We start from the raw sequence: 20,878 nt of genomic DNA on the forward strand, positions 1-20,878 counted from the left end.
CCGGATGAGTGCCGGTCGCGAAGGCCGGTGGGGCGCCGGACGGCGGCCGGCGCCCCATCGAGGCGGCTCAGTGCCGGGCCTTGACCTTGACGGTGACCTTCTTGGGCGCCTTGGCGTGCTTCTTGGCGCCCGCCTTGGCCTTCGGCTGCGGCCGGAGGCCGGCGACCAGCTTGGACAGCACCGACGTGGACGTCGTCGACCGCAGGGCCGGGGTGTCGGCGGGGTTGATTCCGGCGCCCAGGCTCATGACGCCAACGAGGTTCATCGCGTTGTTCGCCGAGCTCGACGGCAGGCCCATCATCTGGTTGATCACGCCGTCGAGGATCGAGGCGGGGCCGCATCCCTTGGCGGCGGGCACCGCGATCTTGTTGTTGATCTGGATCGGGTACGGCGACCAGCCGAGCGACGGGTCGCCGGCCCCGCCCGGGACGAGAACGGTCGGGGTCAGGCTCGTGGTGATCGGGCCGATGACGCAGTTCGATCCGAGCAGCTGGTTGTTGAGGTGGACGTTCAGCTGCGCGGTCGCCTGGATGCCGCCCTGGCCGAGCTGGACGGTGATCGGCGCCGCCAGCGACTGGGTGACCGTGAGCCGGTTGAACGGCAGCATCGCCGCCGGCGTCTTGCCCAGGATGGGGCCGATCAACGGCAACTGCCCGATGAGGCCGCCGGGGACCTCGACGGGCTGCGACACCAGCTGCTCCCCCATGACCGGTGCGTGCAGGACGCTGCCCGGGCTCAGTGAGGTGATGTAGCCGGTGACGCGGATGGCGTTCGGCGGGAGATCCAGGGCGAAACTACCGATCTTCACGCTGCCGCCGGAGGTCACCTGGGACTGGCAGGTGGTGTTCTGCGGGCACTGGCTCTGGAACTTCGCCGCGATCCGCGGCATGCTGCCCGACGCGAGCGGCGGGACGGCCGGGTGCGGCGAACCGGTCGGCGGCGACGCCGGGTCGAGGCTGCCGACGACGCCCCTGCCCGACTCGCTGAACCACAGCCGTCCGCCGGGGCCGGAGGTGATCCGCATCGGCGCGGACAGGGTGGCCGGAAGGGGGTACTCGCTGACGGCGCCCGACCCGGGGTCGATACTGCCGACGTTGCTGGCGGCGGCCTCGGTGAACCAGATCAGGCCGTCCGGGCCGACGGTGATGCCCGAAGGGGCGGAGTCGGCCGTGTTCACCGGGTACTCGGCGATGTTGCCCGTGGCCGGGTCGAGCCGGCCGATCTTCCCGACTCCGGGCTCGGTGAACCAGAGGGCTCCGTCGGGGCCCTTGACGATCCCGCCGAGGGTCGGCGAGCCCGAGCCCGCGGACGCCGGGTAGTAGGCGGTGACCGCGCCGACCTTCGGGTCGAGCCGCCCGATCGAGCCGTCCGTCCCCGTGTACCAGAGGGCTCCGTCGGGCCCGGCCGCGAGGCCGTAGACGGCGGCGCCGGCGGTGGCGTACGCGGTGACGGTGCCCGAGGCGTCGATCCGGCCGATCGCCGTCGCCGAGACGCCGCCGAACCACATCGCGCCGTCCGGACCGGCGACGATGTCGGTGAGCCTGCCGCCGGCGAAGTTGACGTCCGTGGTCGTGGGGACCTCGAACAGCGTCGTCTTCCCGGTCGCCGGATCGACGAACCCCACGCGTGGGACGTCGACGGAGGAGTCGGTGAACCAGAGCCGCCCGCCCGGTCCGGCCGCCATCGCGTCGGCCGCGCCGAACGTCTTCTGGGAGTTGGCGGGAAGGGCGTACTCGGTGACCTTTCCGGCCGAGTCCACCTTTCCGAGCCCGCCGGCGTTCTCGGCGAACCAGACGTTGCCGTTCGGGCCCGCGGTCAGGCCCGCCGGGGTGACGTCGGGTATGGGCAATCCGATCTCGGTGACGCCGGCGGCGGCGCCGGCGGGTGAGGTCGGGCTCAGGGCGACCGCGCCGAGCAGGGCCGCCGACGCGAGGACCCCCGCGCGCACACCACGATGGCGCATGCCATCGCCTCCTTGGATGGTTCCCCCGAGGACGACAGGACAGATCAGTAATGGGCTACTAGAAACCCATGGGTGTTTCACGTCAAGCCGATCAGTACCGCCCGACCGCTTCCGGTCATGTCGCGATACGCGGAACGACAGAGCCACCGTGGGCGGCCTGTACGGAGAGGGGCAGGGGCCGCCGGGCGGCGGCCCCTGCCCGTCTCGTGTCGCGGTCGGACGTCAGGTGATCGTCACGGCCGGACTGGTGGTGTAGACGCCGGTCGCGGTGCCGGTCGGGCTGATGCTGCCGCACGCGGACGTCCCGGAGAACGGCACGCTCGCGTTGGTGAACGTCGCCTTGCCGGTCGTGTTGTTGTAGCTCGCCGTGATCGTCGCCGGGGCGGTCGGCGCGGCCGTCACGGTGCAGCCGGGCAGTGTGCTGGTGGTGACCGTCACGCCGGCCGTCGGGATCGTGATCTTGACCTGGGTCGGGCTCGCCACCGCCAGCAGCGTCCAGCTGCCGCTCGTGTGGTTGGTGGTGATGGTCGCCGTGCCGCCGAAGTTGTCCGTGCAGCTGCCGAAGGTCGGGTCCGGGCTGATGTTGACCGGGCCGTACCCCGACGACGGGGTGGTGAACTGGATCGTCGAGCTGGTGCAGGTCACCGAGAACGACAGGCCGGACAGGGTGCCGGCGAACTTCACGCTCGCGCTGGTGGCGGTGATCGCGGTGCTGGCCGGGCTGACGCCGGCCGCGTAGGCGGTGCCGCCCATCATCGCGACCAGGGCGCCCGCCCCGGTGATGGTCAGGGCGAGTTTCGCCGTCTTGGGGATCATACGCTGTGCCTCTCGTACAAGGGGGACCGGAACCGGCGTGGCCGGTCTCGGGTGGCGGGGGGTGATGGCGGGGAGAAATAGGGAGAGTTGGACCAGGCGGGGGATGTGAGTCACGACCTCCTTCCGGTCAGTTGGCGTGGGCTCCCGCACCGACGCTGAGAATCGCGGTGAGGTCGAGGGTGTTGCCCGAGGTCGAGGGCAGGCCCATGGTCGAGTTGATGACCCCGTCGAGGATTCCGCCGAGGCCGCACCCGGCGGCCTTCGGCACGGCGAGGGTGTCGTCCTTGATCTCGACGTTCAGGGGCTGCCAGCCGAGCTGCGGGTCGTGCGCCGAGCCGCCGGACCGGTCCGTCGGCCCCAGCTTCGCGGTGATCGGGCCGATGACGCAGTCGTTCCCGAGCAGGGTGTTGTTGAGGTGGACGTTCAGCTGCGCGGTGGCCTGCAGACCGCCGGGGCCGAAGCCCACCGTGATCGGCCCGGCCAGGGACTGGGTGATCGTCAGTTTGTTGAACGGCAGCATCGCCGCGGGGGTCATGCCGAGAATCGGGCCGATCAGGGGCAGGGTGCCGATGATGCCTCCCGGCACGTCGACCGGGACCGACTCGAGCTGGGAGCCCGTGAGGGGCGGCTGGAGGACGGTCGAACCGCCGCTGAGCGAGGTGACATAGCCGGTCACGCGCAGCGCGCCGGAGGGCATCGTCTGGCTGAAGCTGCCGATCTTCACGCTGCCGCCCGTGGTGAGCTGGGTCTGGCAGATGATCGCGGTGGTGGGGCAGCGCCCCTGGAACGACGCCGCGATCCGCGGGCCGGTCCCGTCGACGATGGGCGGGGCCGCGGCGTGCGGCGAGCCCGAGGGCGGTGTGGCCGGGTAGAACCGGCCCACGGCGCCCGTGCCCGACTCCGCGAACCACAGCGCTCCGCCGGGGCCCTTGATGATCCGCATCGGCGCTGACAGGGCGCTCGGCAGCGGATACTCGGTGATCTTCTTGGTCGAGGGGACGATCCGGCCGACGTTGCCCGCGGCCGCCTCGGTGAACCACACGTTGCCGTCCGGGCCGGTGGTGATGCCCTCGGGCCCGGAGTTCGCGGTGGGCACGGCGTACTCGGTGATGGCGCCGGTGCCGGGCTCGATCCGGCCGATCTTCGCCACCCCGGGCTCGGTGAACCACACGGCGCCGTCGGGTCCGGCCGTGATGCCGCCGGCCGCCGGGTTACCCGTCCCGGACGAGTCCGGCGAGTACGTCGTCACGTCGCCCGTGGCCGGATCGAGCCTCCCGATCGAGCCGCCGTTCGTGTCGGTGAACCACAGCGCCTTGTCCGGTCCCGTCGTGATCGCGTACGGCGACAGGCCGACGGTGGCGTAGGCGGTGACCGCGCCCGACGAGGTGACCCGGCCGACCGCGCTGGACGCGCCGCCGGCGAACCACATGGCGCCGTCCGGGCCCGCGGTGATGTCGGTGAGCTGGCCGCCCGCGAAGCTCACGTCTCCGGTGGTCGGCACCTCGTACGTCGTCACCGTTCCGGTGCCGGAGACCTTGCCGACGCGCGGCACCGCGGTGGACGCGTCGGTGAACCACACCGTGCCGTCCGAGGCGGTCGCGGCACCCTCGGGGACGGCAACGCCGTGCTGGGAGTTCGCCGGGACCGCGAACTCCTTCACGATGCCGAGGGAGTCGACGCGGCCGAGGCCCTGCGCGTGCTCGGCGACCCACACGCTGCCACCCGACCCGGTCGTCAGGCCGAGCGGCGTGCTGTCCGGAACGCTCAGCGCGGCCTCGGTGACCGTGCCCGCGGCGGCCTCGGCCGGGACGTACGGGAGTGCCACGACGAGCGCGGCCAGCAGGAACACTCCCGCTCTGGATCCACGATGGCGCATGCCACCGCCTCCTTGGGACTCATCCCCCGAGGACGACGTTGGGCCCGAAACCTGTCGGTAACAAACGAGCTTCCTTGAAATAGAAACCGTATGGTGTCTCATGTCAACCGCAGCCGGGACAACGGCCGGATCCGGCCGCCGCCGGATCCGGATCGGCGGCTCCTCGCCGTTTACGCCCACCCCGGCAGGCGATAGACAGCGATCAAGGCTCTACCGACGAGAGATCACCTCATGCGCGAAGGAACCCCGAAGGCCGGGCCGGACCCCGCCCCGCCACCGGCCCGCCCTCCCCAATGCCGACCGCGGCCAGGCTCGCCCGGCGCGACGGGTTCCGGGCAGCGAGCCCGGCTCATCGACGCGCTCGTCACCGTCGTGGCCGAGAACGGTTATTTACGGACCACGGCCGGCCAGGTCGCGGCCACGGCCGAAGTCCCCGAGAGCGCCTTTCACGCGCACTTCCGCGACCTCGACGAGTGCTTCCTGGCCGCGTACCGGCGCGGGACCGAGGCGCTGTTGACCACCGTGGAGGCCGCCTACCGCGCGGAGCCGTCGTGGCCCGCCGGGATCAGGGCCGGCCTCCGGGTGGTGCTGGAACTGGTGGCCGCCGAACCTGCCTTCGCGCGGACGTGCCTCATCGAGGCGAGCGTCGCCGGCGCACGAGTCCACCGGGCACGGCTCGCCTTCCTCGCGAAGTTCCGCTCGTACTTGAGCGGCCCGGACATTCCTCGCGTACCCGACGTCATCCGAGACGCCGTCATCGGCGGCGTCTACACCATGATCTACAACTACGTGGAGAGCGACCGGACCGCCGAACTTCCCGGCCTCCTTGACCCTCTGACCGACTTCACCCTGATGTTCTTCCGCGGTTAGGGCTCCGGGTCGAGCTGGGCCGCCGCCTCTTCGCGGCCGAGCGGCAGCAGCGCGAAGTAGACGAGGGAGGGAAGCAACCCGGGCAGCCGATCTCCCTCCCCCGCCTCCACGGCGGCGTAGACCGCTCCGTAGATCCCGCCGATGATCGCGTCGATGACGACCGTGGGAAGCGACGGAAGGTCGTAGGAGGCGTCGGCGAAGAACGGCCGGAAGCTCGCGAGGTGCGCGATCCGCGCCTTGCGCAACCGGGGACCGGCGGCGTTCACCTCGACGAGGGCGGCCCGGGCGAACCGCGGCTCGGCGGCCAGCAGTTCGAGCATCACCCGGAGCCCCGCGCGGACGCCCTCGGGCCAGGACGGCGCGGCCCGGTAGGCGTTCGTCATCCGGTCGAGCAGGATGCCCGTCCCGCGCTCGTACGCGGCGAGGAAGCAGTCGTCCATCTCGGTGAAGTGGACATAGAACGTCTTCTTGGTCACCCCGGCGGCTTCGGTGATCTTCGCGATGGTCGTCCGCGCGTAGCCGTGCTCCGCCACCACCTGGACGAACGCGTCGATGAGCCGGTCGCGCTGGATGCCGGCGACCGTCTCCGGCGGCAGCCCGTGCCGTCCGGGTTTGATGGCGCGGCCGGGCTCGCGGGCGGATCGGGATCCCGGGATGGCCGGCTCCGCGCCGGTCGCCGCCGAAAGGGCCGGAGCGTCACCGGTCGTCACCGGCCGTTCGGACTGCCTCGCCATGAACCCGCGCGTTTCTCCCGATGCCGGAAAGCCGGCGCTCACCTGGTGTCCGGCTCACACTACTTGCAGTACCCGAGGCCGAAAGGTTACCTTCCGCGCCCCGGAAACGCACGAGGCCTCGGCCGGACCCGGCCTCGGCACGCGATTTCGCACCACCGATCACCGGACCGCACACCATCGCGCGGTCCCGGCGCCCCTCCGGCGGTCGTGACGTCACCCACGCGCGTCCGATGCCGGCCGCCCGTTCCGGACCCGGGCCGCCGCCGCACAGCGCGCGAAACATCGCGATAACCCGGCTGTAAAACGACCATTGCGTGTCCGCAATCCGGCTTCTATCGTGTGGGGCACCGCGGTTCCCTCTTCCCCGCAGCAGTCGAATTGACGTCGAAGCGCTTCGACGCTAATTCGACAGAGAGGTGATCGGTATGAAAGCGGCGCGATTCTCGGTGCCCGCATTGGTTCTCACCCTGCTATGCCTCGTGTGGTCCGGGACCGCCCAGGCGGCGACCTGGTCGTCCACCGACAAGTGGGGCACCTGGTCCAACGGCGGCTACACCCTCTACAACGACGTCTGGGGCAGCGGAGCCGGCCCGCAGACGATCTGGGCCAACTCCTACAGCAACTGGGGCGTGTGGGCGAACCACCCGAACACCGGGGGCGTGAAGTCCTACGCCAACGTCACGAAGAACATCGGCAGGTCGCTGAGCTCGCTCGGCTCCCTCAAGAGCAGCTTCAACGTCACGGTCCCGGGCGCCGGAGCGTACGAGTCGGCCTACGACATCTGGTCCAGCGACAACGCCTACGAGACCATGCTCTGGATGAACAAGACCGGTGCCGTGGGGCCGCTCGGTTCGTACCAGACCAGTGTCTCGGTCGGCGGCCACTCCTGGAGCGTCTACAAAGGCAGCAACGGCTCGAATCAGGTGTTCTCCTTCGTCCGGTCCGGCAATACCTCCTCGGGCAGCGTCGACATCCGCGCCGTGCTCAACTGGATCAAGAACGCCGGCTGGTTCGGCAATATCACGGTCGGCAACGTGCAGTTCGGGTACGAGATAACGTCCTCCAGCGGCGGCCTGAATTTCACGACCAATAGTTACTCGGTGTCGTCCAGCTGACGAACGCGGAAAACGGGTGAGGGCCCGCCCCCGCTCGGCCCTCACCCGCAGCCACCCGACATTTGGTGGTTTGGGCGGTTCCGCGCGGAGCACAGCATCCACATGCCGACGGAACAGATCCCCGACGAGACGCTCCGTCATCGCTGGAAGGCGCTGGCGATCTTCCTGGTCGCCGCGTTCATGACGCTGCTGGACGTCAGCATCGTCAATGTCGCGTTGCCGTCCATCCGCTCCGGCCTGCACGCGTCGCCGGACGGGCTGCAGTGGATCCTCAGCGGATACGCCCTGACGTTCGGCCTGACCTTGGTGCCGGCCGGGCGGCTCGGCGACGCGCGCAGCCGCCGGGCGGTCTTCATGGCCGGCCTCATGGTCTTCACCCTGGCCAGCGTCGCCGCCGGCGTCGCCCAGAACATCGTCTGGCTGGTCGTCGCCCGGCTCGTGCAGGGCATGGCCGGGGGTCTGCTGAACCCGCAGATCGCGGGCCTGATCCAGGTGATGTTCCGCGGACCGGAGCGGGGCCGGGCGTTCGGAAGCCTCGGGGCGACGATCGGCATCGCCACCGCCGCCGGCCCGGTCATCGGCGGCGCGCTGATCGCGCTCGCCGGTGCGCAGCAGGGCTGGCGATGGGTGTTCTACGTCAACGTCCCGGTCGGGCTGATCGCGCTGCCGCTCGCCTGGCGGCTGCTGCCCGCGCCGAGCAGGACGCACCGCCCGCAGGGCCTGGACCCGGTCGGCGTCGTGCTCCTCGGGGTCGGCGTGCTGGCGCTGCTGCTCCCCTTCGTCCAGGAGCAGCAGTGGCACGGGCACACGAAGTGGCTGCTGGTACTCGCCGCGGCCGTCCTGCTGACGATCTTCCTCGGCTGGGAGCGGCGGCACCGCGAGCCGATGATCGACCTGAGCCTGTTCCGCCGCCGCTCGTACGCCCTCGGCTCGGCGATCGCGCTGCTGTACTTCGCGGGCTTCACCGCGATCTTCTTCATCTTCACCCTCTACCTGCAGAACGGCCTGCACTACAGCGCGCTCCTGGCCGGCCTGTCGATCACGCCGTTCGCGGTCGGGTCGGGTGTCGCGGCGGCCGTCGGCGGCCGGATCGTCTCGCGGTTCGGCCGACCGCTGGTGGCGACGGGTCTTCTGATCGTCGCCGCCGGGCTGGCGGCCGTTCTCCTGGCGGTCCACGCCGACCCGGGCCGGCACGTCGCCCTGGCCACCGCCGCGCCCTTCCTCCTGGCCGGGCTCGGCAGCGGCCTGGTGATCGCGCCCAACCAGACGATCACCCTGTCGGAGGTGCCGCCGGAGGGCGGCGGCAGCGCGGCGGGCGTGCTCCAGACGGGGCAGCGGATCGGCACCTCCGCCGGCATCGCGGCCGTGGGGGCGGTGTTCTTCGCCGCGGTGACCGGCACACGCGGCGACTGGGCGGATGCCTTCCAGCGCGGGCTGCTCGTCGTCCTCGCGTTCGTGCTCGCCGCCCTGGGCGCCGCGGTCGCCGACCTGGTCATGGGCCGCCTCGAGACCCATCCGCGGCACGCACGCCAGGCCCCGGACCGCCACCCCGTCACGGGCGGTTAGCAGAGAAGAGCCGGGGTAGGGCAGCGCGCATGGTGGAGATCACGCTCCGGGTGAACGGCACGGAACACTCCGTGAGCGTCGACACCCGCGTTTCATTGCTGGACCTGCTGCGCGAGCACCTCGGCCTGACCGGTTCCAAGAAGGGCTGCGATCACGGCCAGTGCGGCGCGTGCACTGTTCTGATCGACGGACGACGGGCCAACGCGTGCCTCGCGCTGGCCGTCGCACAGGACGGCTCGGAGATCACGACGGTCGAGGGCCTGGCCGACGGGTCCGACCTGCATCCGCTCCAGGCCGCGTTCATCGCGCGCGACGCCTTCCAGTGCGGGTACTGCACCCCGGGCCAGCTCTGCTCCGCGGCCGCGATGCTGACCGAAGAGGGGCCGAGCGCGATCACCGACGACATGGCCGCCGATCCCCCGCTCACGCGGGAGGAGATCCGCGAACGCATGAGCGGCAACCTGTGCCGGTGCGGCGCCTACGTCAACATCGTGACCGCGATCGAGGATGTGGCCGGTTGAAGCCGTTCGAGTACACGCGGGCCCGCGACGCCGCCGAGGCGCTGGGCGCGTACCGGCCGGGGACGATGTACCTCGGGGGCGGCACCAACCTCGTCGACCTGATGCGGCTGGGCGTCGCCCGGCCGGATCGTCTCGTGGACGTCAGCCGCCTCCCGTACGACCGGATCGAGGAGGCCGACGGGGGCCTGCGCGTCGGCGCCGAGGTGCGCAACACCGACCTGGCCGTCCACCCCGTCGTCCGCGCGCGCTACCCGATGCTGGCACGATCCGTGCTGTCCGGGGCGTCCGGGCAGGTCCGCGCCATGGCGACGGTCGCCGGCAACCTGCTGCAGCGGACCCGCTGCTCGTACTTCCAGGACGTTTCCAAGCCGTGCAACAAGCGCGAGCCGGGGTCCGGCTGCCCGGCGATCGACGGCGACCACCGCAACCTGGCGATCCTCGGGTACTCCGAGCACTGCGTGGCCACCCACCCCTCCGACATGGCGGTGGCGCTGGCCGCCCTGGACGCGCGCGTGCTCGTCACCGGCGCCGGCGGCGATCGCGCGATCCCGATGCCCGGCCTGCACCGGCTGCCGGGCGACCGGCCGGACCGCGACACGGTGCTGGAGCCCGGCGATCTGATCACGGCGGTGGAGCTGCCGCCGCCTCCCCCGGGTGCCTCCCGCTACCGGAAGGTCCGCGAACGCGCGTCGTTCGCGTTCGCGCTGGTCTCCATCGCCGCGGTGCTCGACGTGGGGGAAGATCGAACGGTCCGCGACTGTCGGCTGGCGCTCGGCGGCGTGGCCCACGCGCCCTGGCGCGCGTACCGCGCCGAGGAGGCGCTGCGCGGTGCCCCGGCCCGCGAGGAGGAGTTCACGCGGGCCGCCGACGCCGAGCTCGACCAGGCGCGGCCGCTGCCGCACAACGGCTACAAGGTGCCACTGGCCCGCAATCTGATCGTCCGCACACTGCTGGAGCTGCTGTGAACCGCGTCGAGGGCTTGGACAAGGTGACCGGGCGGGCGACGTACGCCTACGAGCACAGCGTCCCGGGCGTCGCGTACGCCCACGCCGTCCCGTCGACGATCGCGCGCGGGCGGATCCGGTCGATCGACTCGGCGGCGGTCCTGGCGATCCCCGGCGTGCTCGCCGTCCTGTCCGGCGACGATCCCCCGGAGCTCGGCGAGGACGTCGACGATCCGGAGCTGCGGCTCTTCCAGGACCGTACGGTCGCCTACCACGGGCAGATCGTCGCCGCGGTGGTCGCCGAGACGCTCGAGATCGCCCGCGACGCCGCCGGCGCCCTGCGGATCGAGTACGACGCCGAGCCGCACGACGTACGGCTGCGCCCCGACCACCCGGGGCTGTACCGCCCGGAGACGGTCAACCCAGGGCTGCCGACCGACGTGGAGTACGGGGACGTCGCCGCCGGTCTGGCGGACGCGGCGGTCACGGTCGACGCGACGTACACCACGCCGGTCCTGCACAACAACCCGATCGAGCCGCACGCCGCGCTCGCCGTCTGGGGCGAGGACGGCGGGCTGACGGTGTACGACTCGACCCAGGGGGCGTCCGCGGACCGGGACGCGATCGCGGCGGTGCTCCGCCTGCCGCCCGAACGAGTGCGGGTGATCTCCCCGCACGTCGGCGGCGGGTTCGGGTGCAAGGGCACGACCCGGCCGCCCGCGATCCTCGCCGCCCTCGCCGCCCGGGCGGCGGGCCGGCCGGTCAAGGCCGCGGTGACGCGGCAGCAGATGTTCGACGTCACCGGCTACCGGACGCCGACGATCCAGCGGCTGCGGCTGGGCGCGGACGCCGCGGGACGGCTCACCGCCGTGGCCCACGACGTCGTCGAGCAGACCTCGACGGTCCGGGAGTTCGCCGAGCAGACCGCGGCGGTGACGCGGGTGATGTACGCGACACCCAACCTGCGGACGACGCACCGGCTGGTCCGGCTGGACGTACCGACGCCGTCGTGGATGCGCGCGCCCGGCGAGTGCCCCGGCATGTACGCCCTGGAATCGGCCATGGACGAGCTCGCCCACGCCGCCGGGATGGACCCCATCGAGCTGCGCGTCATCAACGAGCCCGACACCGAGCCGGAGAGCGGGCTGCCGTTCAGCTCCCGCAACCTGATCGCCTGCCTGCGGGAGGGGGCCCACCGCTTCGGCTGGGATCCCCGCCACCGCGATACGGGCGCCCGCAGGGACGGCCGGTGGCTCGTCGGCACCGGCGTCGCCGCCTCGACGTACCCCGCCCGACGCAGCGCCGCGCGGGCGGAGGCCACGGCCGAGGGGGACGACTTCGTGGTCCGGATCGCCGCCGCCGACATCGGCACCGGCTCCCGTACCGCGCTGACCCGGATCGCGGCGCAGACCCTCGGCGTCTCCCCCGACCGGGTGCGGGTCGAGGTCGGTGACAGCGCGCTGCCGAGGGCCCCACTCGCGGGCGGCTCGATGGGCACCGCGTCCTGGGGCTCGGCCGTCGTGAAGGCATGCGAGGGACTGCTGAAGAACGGCGAGCACGGCAGCGGCGACACCACCGATGACGTCGAAGCCGACTCGAAGCTCGCGCGTCAGGCGTTCGGAGCGCAGTTCGCCGAGGTCCGCGTCGACGCGGACACCGGCGAAGTGCGCGTGTCGCGTCTGCTCGGAGTGTTCGCGACCGGGCGGATCGTCGACCCGGTCCTCGCCCGCTCCCAGTTCATCGGCGGCATGACCATGGGCCTCGGCATGGCCCTCATGGAGGAGACCGTCGTCGACGAGCGGTTCGGCGACTTCCTCACCGACGACCTCGCCCAGTACCACGTCGCCGCCTGCGCCGACGTCCCCGACGTCGAGGCCGTCTGGATCGACGAGGACGACCCGCACCTCAACCCCATGGGCGCCAAGGGCATCGGGGAGATCGGCATCGTCGGCACCGCCGCGGCGATCGCCAACGCGGTCTTCCACGCCACCGGCCGGCGCGTACGCGACCTGCCCATCACCCCCGAAAAGCTCCTTAAGGAGGAGTTCCGATGACCGAGCGTGACCTTCCGGACCGCGGGCAGTCCGCGCCTCCGGAGGAGGTCGTCCATTCCGACCCCGTTCCGGACGAGAATCCGGGCATCGAGGAGCCCGAGGCCGACTTCATCGAGCAGCACCTGCGGGATGACGAAGACGAGGAGCCGTCCCCAGCCGAGGAGATCCCCTTCGACGCCAACGAGGCGGACGTCGTCGAGCAGCGGACCACCACGCCACGCCTCGACGAGGACTACCCGTGACGTCACGCGTTTCACACCGTCGCCTCGGGTAGGGGTGGCACGCCGGATCCGATCACGCCGGGGTCTCGCCTGGTGAGGAGGTCATGAGATGTCCGAAGGAGTGTACGGCGGCGGGGGGACGGACCCGTTCGAGGAGTTCCTGGCCCGATTCTTCGGAGCGGGCATGCCGAAACAGCCCGCGAACCGCGTGAACATCGCGCGCTTCATGACCGAAGGCGCCCGCGAACTCGTGCGCGACGCCGCCGTCAAGGCGGGCGAATGGGGCAGCCCCGACCTGGACACCGACCATCTGCTGTGGGCCGCGACCCGCCAGGACGTGACGCGGCACCTGCTGGCCCGCGCCGGCGCCGACCCGGAGGCGCTCGAACGCCAGGTCGAACAGGAAGTACGCCGCGGCCCGGCCCGTCAGACCTCCGCGCCGCTCACCCCCTCGGCCAAGCGCGCGCTGCTGGACGCCCACCAGGTCTCCCGCGCCATGGGGTCCTCCTATATCGGCCCGGAGCACATCCTGTTCGCGCTCGCGGTCAACCCCGAGTCGCCGGCCGGACGGCTGCTGCACGGCGCGCGGATCACGCCGGAGTCGCTGCAGTCGGCGGTGAGCGGCGGCCCGCTGAGCGGCGGCCCGCCCGCCGGCGGCGCCGGGCGGCCCCCGTCCGACACGCCGACGCTGGACGAGTTCGGGCGCGACCTCAGCGCGATGGCCGCCGAGGGGAAGATCGACCCGGTCGTGGGCCGCGACGAGGAGATCGAGCAGACGATCGAGGTGCTGTCCCGGCGGACGAAGAACAACCCCGTCCTGATCGGCGACCCCGGGGTGGGCAAGACCGCCATCGTCGAGGGCATCGCCCAGCGCATCGCCGACGGCGAGGTCCCCGAGACCGTCCGGGGGAAGCGGCTGATCCAGCTGGACCTGGCCGGGCTGGTGGCCGGCACCCGCTACCGGGGCGACTTCGAGGAGCGGCTGAAGAAGGTCGTCGACGAGATCAGTGCGCACGGCGACGAGCTCGTCGTGTTCATCGACGAGATCCACACGATGGTGACGGCCGGCGGCGCCGAGGGCGGCATGACCGCCGGGAACATGCTCAAACCCGCCCTGGCCCGCGGCGAGCTGCACGTCATCGGCGCGACGACCGTCGACGAGTACCGCAAGAACATCGAGAAGGACGCCGCGCTCGAACGCCGCTTCCAGCCGATCCTGGTGCCCGAGCCGAACCCCGAGGACACCGTTGGGATCCTCTGCGGGCTGCGCGATCGGTACGAGGCCCACCACCAGGTCCGGTTCACCGACGAGGCGCTGGTCGCGGCGGTCGACCTGTCGAGCCGCTACCTCACCGACCGGTTCCTGCCGGACAAGGCGATCGACCTGATCGACCAGGCCGGCGCCCGCGTCCGGCTGCGCACCAAGACGCCCGGCCGCGACGTACGGCGGCTCGAGGAGGAGCTGGACCAGCGCCGCCGCGAGAAGGACCAGGCCGTCGCCGACGAGAAGTACGAGAAGGCCGCCGCGCTCCGTGACGAGATCGCCGAGCTCGAGCGGCACGTCGCCACCTCGGCCGGTGGCGGGGGCACCGGCTCGGTGCCCGAGGTCACCCCCGAGGACATCGCCGAGGTCGTCTCGCGGATCACCGGGATCCCCGTCGCGCAGCTCACCGTGGAGGAGCGCGAGCGCCTCATCCGGCTGGAGGAGCACCTGCACCAGCGGGTGGTGGGCCAGGACGAGGCGGTCGCCGCGGTCGCCGAGGCGGTACGCCGGTCCCGCGCCGGGCTCGGCGACCCGAACCGGCCGATCGGCAGCTTCCTGTTCCTCGGGCCGACCGGCGTGGGCAAGACCGAACTGGCCCGCGCGCTGGCCGAGGCGCTGTTCGGCAGCCAGGACCGCATGGTGCGCTTCGACATGAGCGAGTTCCAGGAACGGCACACGGTCAGCCGCCTGATGGGCGCGCCTCCCGGCTACGTCGGGTACGAGGAGGCCGGCCAGCTCACCGAGGCCGTGCACCGCCGCCCGTACTCCGTCGTTCTGCTCGACGAGATCGAGAAGGCGCACCCGGACGTCTTCAACGTCCTGCTGCAGTTGCTCGACGACGGGCGGCTCACCGACGCGCAGGGCCGTACGGTCGACTTCCGCCACACCGTCATCATCATGACCAGCAACCTCGGCTCCGAGATGATCGGCACCGGCGGGCTCTCCACCGGCTTCTCCGAGGGCCGGGACGGGGAGGACGCGTCACTGCGCGACCGGGTCATGCGGCGGCTGCGGGAGGCGTTCCGGCCGGAGTTCCTGAACCGCATCGACGAGATCATCGTCTTCCGCCGCCTCGACGCCGAGCAGCTGCGGCAGATCACCGACCTGCTGCTGGACGAGACCCGGCGTCGTCTGCGCGCCCAGGACCTGTCGATCGAGTTCACGAAGGAGGCGGTGGACTGGCTGGCGCGGCGCGGCTACCAGCCGGAGTTCGGGGCACGGCCGCTGCGGCGCACGATCCAGCGGGAGGTCGACAACCGCCTGTCCAGCCTGCTGCTCGGCGGCCGGCTCAACCCGGGCGACGAGGTACGGGTGATCGTCCACGATGACCGGATCGACTTCGAGATCACGAACACGCGGAGCGGATCGTCCTGACGGGCGCCGCGTTCGGCCCGGTCACTCCCGGTGGGATGCCGCCGGGCCGCAGGCGGCGGCCCGTTCGAGGAGCACCGCGCGCTCGCGATCGTTGCGGGTGAGCGACGCCGCGCGCTCGAACTCGGCACGGGCCTCGTCGCGCCGGCCGAGCCGCTCCAGGAGGTCACCGCGCACGCTCGGCAGCAGGTGGTACCCCTTCAACGCCGGCTCCCCGATCAGCCCCTCGACGATCTCCAGGCCGCGGTCGGGGCCGTGCGCCATCGCGACCGCGACGGCGCGGTTCAGCTCCACCACCGGGGACGGCGCGACCTTTCCCAGCGCCTCGTACAGGGTGGCGATGCGCACCCAGTCCGTGTCCTCCGCCGTCTGCGCCTGGGCGTGGCAGGCGGCGATCGCGGCCTGCAGCACGTACGGGCCGAATCCCGAGCCGATCTCCTCCGCCCGCAGGAGCGCCGCGAAGCCACGGCGGATGAGCAGGCGGTCCCACCGCGCGCGGTCCTGATCCAGGAGCGGGATCGGCTCCCCGGCCGGTCCGACCCGCGCGGTCAGGCGTGAGGCCTGAATCTCCATCAGGGCGACGAGACCGTGGATCTCCGGCTCCTTGGGCATGAGCTCGGCCAGGACCCGGCCGAGCCGCAGGGCCTCCTGGCAGAGCGCGGGCCGCGTCCAGTCGTCGCCGGCCGTCGCGGAGTAGCCCTCGTTGAAGATCAGGTAGAGGACCTCCAGGACGGAGGACAGGCGAGCGGCCCGCTCGTCCTCCGGCGGCACCTCGAACGGGACCTTCTTCGCGGCGAGGGTCCGCTTCGCCCGGACGATCCGCTGGGCGACGGTCGCCTCGGGGACGAGGAACGCCCGGGCGATCTCGTCCGTCGTCAGCCCGCCCAGCAGCCGGAGCGTGAGCGCCGCCTGCGCCTCCGTGGAAAGGGGAGAGAGAGCGCCGGATGGCAGGAGTTGACGTCCTCCCCCGCCTGAAGCTGAAGGCGGGGGATTCCAACCGGCTCTACCCGGAGGTGAGAACAGGTTGAGGTTCGCGGTTCATAGCCCCGCCTGGTGGCTGGAGGGCTCCCCGCGCTGTCACCGTCCGCCCGACGGCGATGTCTCTGATGTTCTTGGCCGCGTTCACATCCGCATGATCGGTATGCCCGCAGGCGCGACAGCGAAAGACCGCTTGGCTCTCACGATTCTCCGCTGCGCAGTGCCCACAGGCATGACAGATCTGAGACGTGTACGCGGGGTTGACCTTTTCCACCCGGCCCCGCGCCTTGTCCTCCAGGCGCGTCACCAAAAGGCCCCCGCCGGCCTCGTGGATGGAGCGGTTGAGACCGGCCTTGGCCCGCACGTTCGTCCCCGGTGCGGCGCTCGTGCCGCGCGCGGACCGCACCATGTTCTTGATCTTCAGGTCCTCGACCCGGACGACGTCGAAATCGGCGGCAAGGCGGGTGGAGGTCTTTTCAGCCCAATCCTTGCGCCGGTCGGTCTGGCGGGCCTTGATCCGGGCGATCGCCGTCTTGACTCCCTTGCGGCGGTTCGATCCCGGCTTTGCGCGCGCCAGCTGCCGCTGCAGACGCAGCAGGCGTTCGCCCTCGGTCTCACGGAGGCCGGGCACGGACAACCGCTCACCAGTGGACAGCGCGGCCGAGACGACCACGCCACGGTCTACGCCGACGACCTCGCCGGTACCGGGCCCGTTGATCGGTGGCGGAATAACCGCGAACGCGACATGCCAGCGACCTGCATGATCCCGGTTCACCCGGAAAGACTTGGTCTCCTCCGGGATCTGACGGGACCAGCGGAACCGGACCCAGCCGACCTTCGGGATCCACACCTCACCGACCTTGCGGGACAGGCGGCGCACGTCCCAGTGCCGGCCACGACTCCCGACGATCCGGAACCCCTCGTGCACGCCCGCCTTACGCCAGGTCGGCCGGCCATGCGTCCCGGCGAAAAAGCCCGCCATGGCTTGGGCGAAGTCCCGCAATGCCTGCTGCTGCACCGTCTGAGACCCCGCCGCCAGCCAATCGAACGCCTTCCTGGCTTCGGTCAACTGGCGGGACTGCTCGCCATAGCCCGGCGCGCCAGCTCGGCCCGGCCGCCAGTGCTGATGCTGCTCAACGGCGAGATTCCACACATATCGGGCCTGCGAACAGTGCTCCAGCAGCGCCTGCTCTTGGGCGGGCGTGGGCGCAAGCCGGAACCGCATGCCCGCACACTAACCACCACCACCGACAGTCTGACGCCTGACTCCGGCCACTGCTCTAGGGCGGCGACGAGAGCGTCCCGCGCGAGTTCCTCGGCCACGCCGACCTGTAGGTGCCGTGCAGGTTGAGCCCGCCGGTCGCCAGCAGCATCTCGTCGATGAACTCGCCCATCTCAGCGAAGAGCTTCTCGTCCGGCGGGCCGCCCGCGTCGCCGCCCCCGTACGACCGGAAAGGGCGCGGCGACCATCGCGCTGTGGACGATCCAGATCCTGCTGGCCGCGTTCCTGCTGATCGCCTCGGCCGCACCGAAGTTCGCCGGCCAGCGGGACGCGGTCGAGACGTTCGCGAAGATCGGCTGGGGCCAGTGGTTCCGCTACGTCACCGGCACCGTCGAGGCCGCCGGCGCCATCGGCCTGCTCATCCCCCGCCTCGCCGCCTGGGCCGCGCTCGGCCTCATCGGTCTCATGATCGGCGCGATCCTGACGCAGGTGCTCGTCCTGCAGCCGGCGTGGGCGCTGCTCCCGGTGGTGTTCGGCGTGGCGTTCGCCGTGATCGCCCGGGTGCGGATGCCGCAGGCCGTTCCCCTGACCGCCGTGTTCCGGCGCTGAGGCGACGGTCCCCTGTGCCGGGGGCCGGGCGGACGTTCTGGAGCGTCTGGCCGGCCCCCGGCGTCGACGGCTATCTCATCCCCGAGTGCGATCTGCCCTTGGCTCGCATGAGCCGGCGTTCGTCCTCGTCGGCCCCACCCCAGATCCCGTACCGCTGGGCGGTCTCCAGCGAATAGTGCAGGCAGTCGGCGCGCACCGGGCACCGTCCGCAGACGGTGCGCGCCTCGGCCACCTGGTCCGGGGTGAGATTGCCGATCGGGAAGAACAGCTCCGGGTCGGCCTTCTGGCATTCTGCGTGGTTCATCCACGCGACGTCCAAGAGCATCGAGATGGTCCCAACGAGATTGGGTCTGGTCGGTATCCCGGTCGCTGCCTGACCGAGAACGCCCTCCTTCCCCGCACACCTGACCCCATGCACCCCCAGAACATCGAGTAAGGCATCTGTCACTGAACGGATAGAGGCCACGCACGGCGCGGTCAGCAGGTCGAGTGGAACAGGCCGCCGACGGCCTCCGTCTCGGCCAGCCGGTTGTAGAGCCGTACGGCCTCGGTCGTCTCCTCCACGTGTACCCGCACTCCACCGTCCTCCAGGAGCTTCACGGTCTCGGGCATGACGTTCAGCCGGAGTTCCATCCCCCTGCTCAGCACCACGGTCGTGCAGCCCCGCTCAAGGAACTCCCGCACCTCGTCGGGTCGGATGCCCGGTTCGTGGCTGGTTCCATGCTCGGACCAGTCCCAGGCCCGCCCGCCGCCGGGATACAGCCGGAAGTCCTTGCCGGGCCGCAGTCCCTCGACTTCCATCCGGCCCCAGGAGATCTGGGTGATCCGCGGCGCTCTGTCCATCGAAGTTCCTCCCTGCCGATCGGTCCCTTCAGTGTGGCCCGGCCGTCGTCTCCGGTTCGGGCGGGGCCGGGACGGGGAGAACGCCGGAGGGGGCACGGGTGGCGGACCGCGATGACCAGATACGACGGCCGGCGCGGTGGCCGGTACGGTCACGGCCGCGCGTGCGCTGGGCGGAGCAGGAGCCGACCGTCGGCGACGCCGATCCGGCGCTGATCGCGGCGGCGCTGAAGCGGGCGCAGGCGCGGCCCGCCGGGAACTGGTTCGCGGTGGCCGCGAGCCGCGACGTACGGGCCGACGGCCCGGCCGGGCTCCGTGTCCTCGGCAGGGAGCTGGTGCTCTGGCGGGGCAGGTCGGGTGCGGTGGCGGCCGGTCCGGGAGCGTGCCCGCATCTGGGGGCGCCGCTGGCCGGTGGGCGGGTGGTGTGCGGGGACCTGGTGTGCCGGTGGCACGGCCTTCGGCTGCCCCCGGATGGCGGGTCGGGCTGGCGGCCACTGCCCTGCCACGACGACGGCGTCCTGGTCTGGGTCCGGCTCGACCAGGCCGGTGAGGAACCGCTGCCACGGCCGGTCCTGCCGGCCCGGCCGTGCCCGGCGCGCGGCGTCGCCGCGGTGATCCGGGCGGTCGGGGTCTGTGAGCCCGAGGACGTGGTCGCCAACCGGCTCGACCCGTGGCACGGCGCCTGGTTCCACCCGTACTCCTTCGCCCGGCTGCGCGTTGTCCAGGCCCCGCCCGCCGACGCCGGGGACGCGGACGACCGGTTCCTGGTGGAGGTGACGTACCGGGTCGGACCGCGCCTCGGCGTGCCGGTGCTGGCGGAGTTCACCAGCCCGGATCTTCGGACGGTGGTGATGCGCATCGTCGACGGGGAGGGCGCCGGCAGCGTGGTGGAGACGCACGCCACCCCGCTGGGGCCCGGCCGCGACGGCCGCCCTCGTACCGCGGTGATCGAGGCGGCGATCGCCACCTCGGACCGTCCCGGGTTCGCGGTCGCGCGGCTGGCGTCCCCGATGCTGCGGCCGATGATGCGGCGCGCGGCGAGACGGCTGTGGCGCGACGACCTCGCCTACGCCGAACGCCGGTACGCCCTGCGCGCCGAACCGCCCTGACGGGCGCGGTCACACAGCGGCTACGGGCGAAGTGAGCGGGCGTCCGCGATGACCGCGACGCCGGTACGTCCGCCGTCGACGTCGATGACGGCTCCGTGGACGAAGGCCGCGTCGTCGGACGCGAGGTAGACGGCGGCGGCCGCGATCGCGTCGGGATGGCCCGATCGTCCGGCCGGGGTGCCGTGCATCATCACCTCGGCGGGGGATTCTGCGGCGGGGGTCAGGATGACCCCTGGCGAGATGGCGTTGACCCGCACGCCTTGAGCGCCGAACTCCGACGCCCATGCGCGGGTGAGCGTTTCCATCGCGCCCTTCGTCGAGCTGTAGAGCGCGCCGACCGGGATGCCGAGGCGCGCGACCCAGGAGCCGAGGTTGATGATCACCCCGCCGCCGGCGCTGATCATCCCGGGGACGACGGCCTGGGTGAGGAAGAACGGGGCCTTGACGTTGACGCCGTAGACGCGGTCGAACGTCTCGTCATCGGTCGTCGGCGTCGTTCCCGGCGGGTAGATGCCGGCGTTGTTCACGAGGATGTCAATGCGTCCGCCCAACCGGTCGGTCGCCGCGTCGGCGAGTGCGCGACTGGCGGCCGCGGTGCCGTCAAGGTCGGCGCGGACGTAGTCCGCCCGTCCGCCCGCGTCGCGAACCCGGGAGACGACCGCCTCGCCCCGGACGTCGTCGCGCCCGGAGACGACGACGTGCGCCCCGGCCTCGGCGTACGCGAGGGCGATGGCGCGTCCGATGTTGCTGGTAGAGCCGGTGATGAGGGCTGTTCTGCCCTGAAGCCGTGGTGACATGACGGCGA

General features: G+C 71.7%; 18 protein-coding genes and 1 pseudogene. 10 read left to right on the top strand and 9 right to left on the bottom strand.

From position 1 onward, the window contains the following. Positions 1-67 precede the first annotated feature (67 nt). From AB0I04_RS39110 to AB0I04_RS39120, 3 genes are all read right to left on the bottom strand, one after another. Entirely contained in the window at positions 68-1,963 is a 1,896-nt protein-coding gene (locus AB0I04_RS39110; protein ID WP_360896803.1) for a hypothetical protein, read from the bottom strand. Between the two features lie 222 nt (positions 1,964-2,185). Continuing rightward, entirely contained in the window at positions 2,186-2,779 is a 594-nt protein-coding gene (locus tag AB0I04_RS39115) for a hypothetical protein (RefSeq protein ID WP_360896806.1), read from the bottom strand. 127 nt (positions 2,780-2,906) lie between these two features. Then, on the bottom strand, positions 2,907-4,655 hold the full coding sequence (locus tag AB0I04_RS39120; RefSeq protein WP_360896809.1) for a hypothetical protein: 1,749 nt from the start codon (positions 4,653-4,655) through the stop codon (positions 2,907-2,909). A 231-nt stretch (positions 4,656-4,886) separates the two neighbouring features. Between AB0I04_RS39120 and AB0I04_RS39125 the strand changes: the two genes are divergently transcribed. Further along, complete coding sequence (locus AB0I04_RS39125) at positions 4,887-5,525, top strand: TetR family transcriptional regulator (RefSeq protein ID WP_360896812.1); 639 nt, start codon at positions 4,887-4,889, stop codon at positions 5,523-5,525. On the opposite strand, the gene AB0I04_RS39130 is transcribed toward AB0I04_RS39125, so the two are convergent. Beyond that, complete coding sequence (locus AB0I04_RS39130; protein WP_360896816.1) at positions 5,522-6,259, bottom strand: TetR/AcrR family transcriptional regulator; 738 nt, start codon at positions 6,257-6,259, stop codon at positions 5,522-5,524. The two genes, AB0I04_RS39125 and AB0I04_RS39130, sit on opposite strands and share 4 nt — an antisense overlap. A gap of 425 nt (positions 6,260-6,684) precedes the next feature. Between AB0I04_RS39130 and AB0I04_RS39135 the strand changes: the two genes are divergently transcribed. From AB0I04_RS39135 to AB0I04_RS39165, 7 genes are all read left to right on the top strand, one after another. Continuing rightward, positions 6,685-7,374 carry a hypothetical protein gene (locus AB0I04_RS39135; RefSeq protein ID WP_360896819.1) on the top strand — a complete coding sequence of 230 codons (690 nt, stop codon included), beginning with the start codon at positions 6,685-6,687 and terminating at the stop codon, positions 7,372-7,374. A 102-nt stretch (positions 7,375-7,476) separates the two neighbouring features. Beyond that, entirely contained in the window at positions 7,477-8,940 is a 1,464-nt protein-coding gene (locus AB0I04_RS39140; protein ID WP_360896822.1) for an MFS transporter, read from the top strand. 29 nt (positions 8,941-8,969) lie between these two features. Further along, positions 8,970-9,461 (top strand): 2Fe-2S iron-sulfur cluster-binding protein, encoded by a 492-nt coding sequence (locus tag AB0I04_RS39145; RefSeq protein WP_360896825.1) that lies wholly within the window; start codon positions 8,970-8,972, stop codon positions 9,459-9,461. Beyond that, a complete protein-coding gene (locus tag AB0I04_RS39150; RefSeq protein ID WP_360896828.1) occupies positions 9,458-10,426 on the top strand; it encodes a xanthine dehydrogenase family protein subunit M in 969 nt (322 codons plus the stop codon). Before AB0I04_RS39145 ends, AB0I04_RS39150 begins: the two co-directional genes overlap by 4 nt. Next, a complete protein-coding gene (locus tag AB0I04_RS39155) occupies positions 10,423-12,459 on the top strand; it encodes a xanthine dehydrogenase family protein molybdopterin-binding subunit (protein WP_360896830.1) in 2,037 nt (678 codons plus the stop codon). Before AB0I04_RS39150 ends, AB0I04_RS39155 begins: the two co-directional genes overlap by 4 nt. Further along, positions 12,456-12,701: a hypothetical protein gene (locus AB0I04_RS39160; protein ID WP_360896833.1), complete on the top strand. Its 246-nt coding sequence runs from the start codon at positions 12,456-12,458 to the stop codon at positions 12,699-12,701. Before AB0I04_RS39155 ends, AB0I04_RS39160 begins: the two co-directional genes overlap by 4 nt. An 88-nt stretch (positions 12,702-12,789) precedes the next feature. Continuing rightward, entirely contained in the window at positions 12,790-15,318 is a 2,529-nt protein-coding gene (locus tag AB0I04_RS39165; RefSeq protein WP_360896836.1) for an ATP-dependent Clp protease ATP-binding subunit, read from the top strand. A 21-nt stretch (positions 15,319-15,339) separates the two neighbouring features. On the opposite strand, the pseudogene AB0I04_RS39170 reads toward AB0I04_RS39165, so the two are convergent. Together AB0I04_RS39170 and AB0I04_RS39175 are read right to left on the bottom strand one after the other, a co-directional pair. Then, positions 15,340-16,242 (bottom strand): annotated as a pseudogene (locus AB0I04_RS39170) (DUF6596 domain-containing protein); the annotation flags it as partial. A gap of 76 nt (positions 16,243-16,318) precedes the next feature. Then, positions 16,319-17,518: a transposase gene (locus AB0I04_RS39175; protein ID WP_360896839.1), complete on the bottom strand. Its 1,200-nt coding sequence runs from the start codon at positions 17,516-17,518 to the stop codon at positions 16,319-16,321. A 249-nt stretch (positions 17,519-17,767) separates the two neighbouring features. On the opposite strand from AB0I04_RS39175, the gene AB0I04_RS39180 reads away from it, so the two are divergent. After that, entirely contained in the window at positions 17,768-18,124 is a 357-nt protein-coding gene (locus AB0I04_RS39180; RefSeq protein ID WP_360896944.1) for a DoxX family protein, read from the top strand. Between the two features lie 70 nt (positions 18,125-18,194). Here the strand turns inward: AB0I04_RS39180 and AB0I04_RS39185 are convergent, their stop codons facing one another. Continuing rightward, positions 18,195-18,449 carry a WhiB family transcriptional regulator gene (locus AB0I04_RS39185; RefSeq protein ID WP_360896841.1) on the bottom strand — a complete coding sequence of 85 codons (255 nt, stop codon included), beginning with the start codon at positions 18,447-18,449 and terminating at the stop codon, positions 18,195-18,197. 152 nt (positions 18,450-18,601) lie between these two features. Next, a complete protein-coding gene (locus AB0I04_RS39190; protein ID WP_360896844.1) occupies positions 18,602-18,967 on the bottom strand; it encodes an MTH938/NDUFAF3 family protein in 366 nt (121 codons plus the stop codon). Positions 18,968-19,065: 98 nt separating this feature from the next. Between AB0I04_RS39190 and AB0I04_RS39195 the strand changes: the two genes are divergently transcribed. Then, positions 19,066-20,073: a DUF5914 domain-containing protein gene (locus AB0I04_RS39195; RefSeq protein WP_360896847.1), complete on the top strand. Its 1,008-nt coding sequence runs from the start codon at positions 19,066-19,068 to the stop codon at positions 20,071-20,073. A 20-nt stretch (positions 20,074-20,093) separates the two neighbouring features. Here the strand turns inward: AB0I04_RS39195 and AB0I04_RS39200 are convergent, their stop codons facing one another. After that, positions 20,094-20,870, bottom strand: coding sequence for an SDR family oxidoreductase (locus tag AB0I04_RS39200; RefSeq protein ID WP_360896850.1), 777 nt, complete (start codon positions 20,868-20,870; stop codon positions 20,094-20,096). Between the last annotated feature and the right edge of the window lie 8 nt (positions 20,871-20,878).

This window comes from Actinoallomurus sp. NPDC050550, assembly GCF_040655075.1.
GTDB lineage: Bacteria > Actinomycetota > Actinomycetes > Streptosporangiales > Streptosporangiaceae > Actinoallomurus.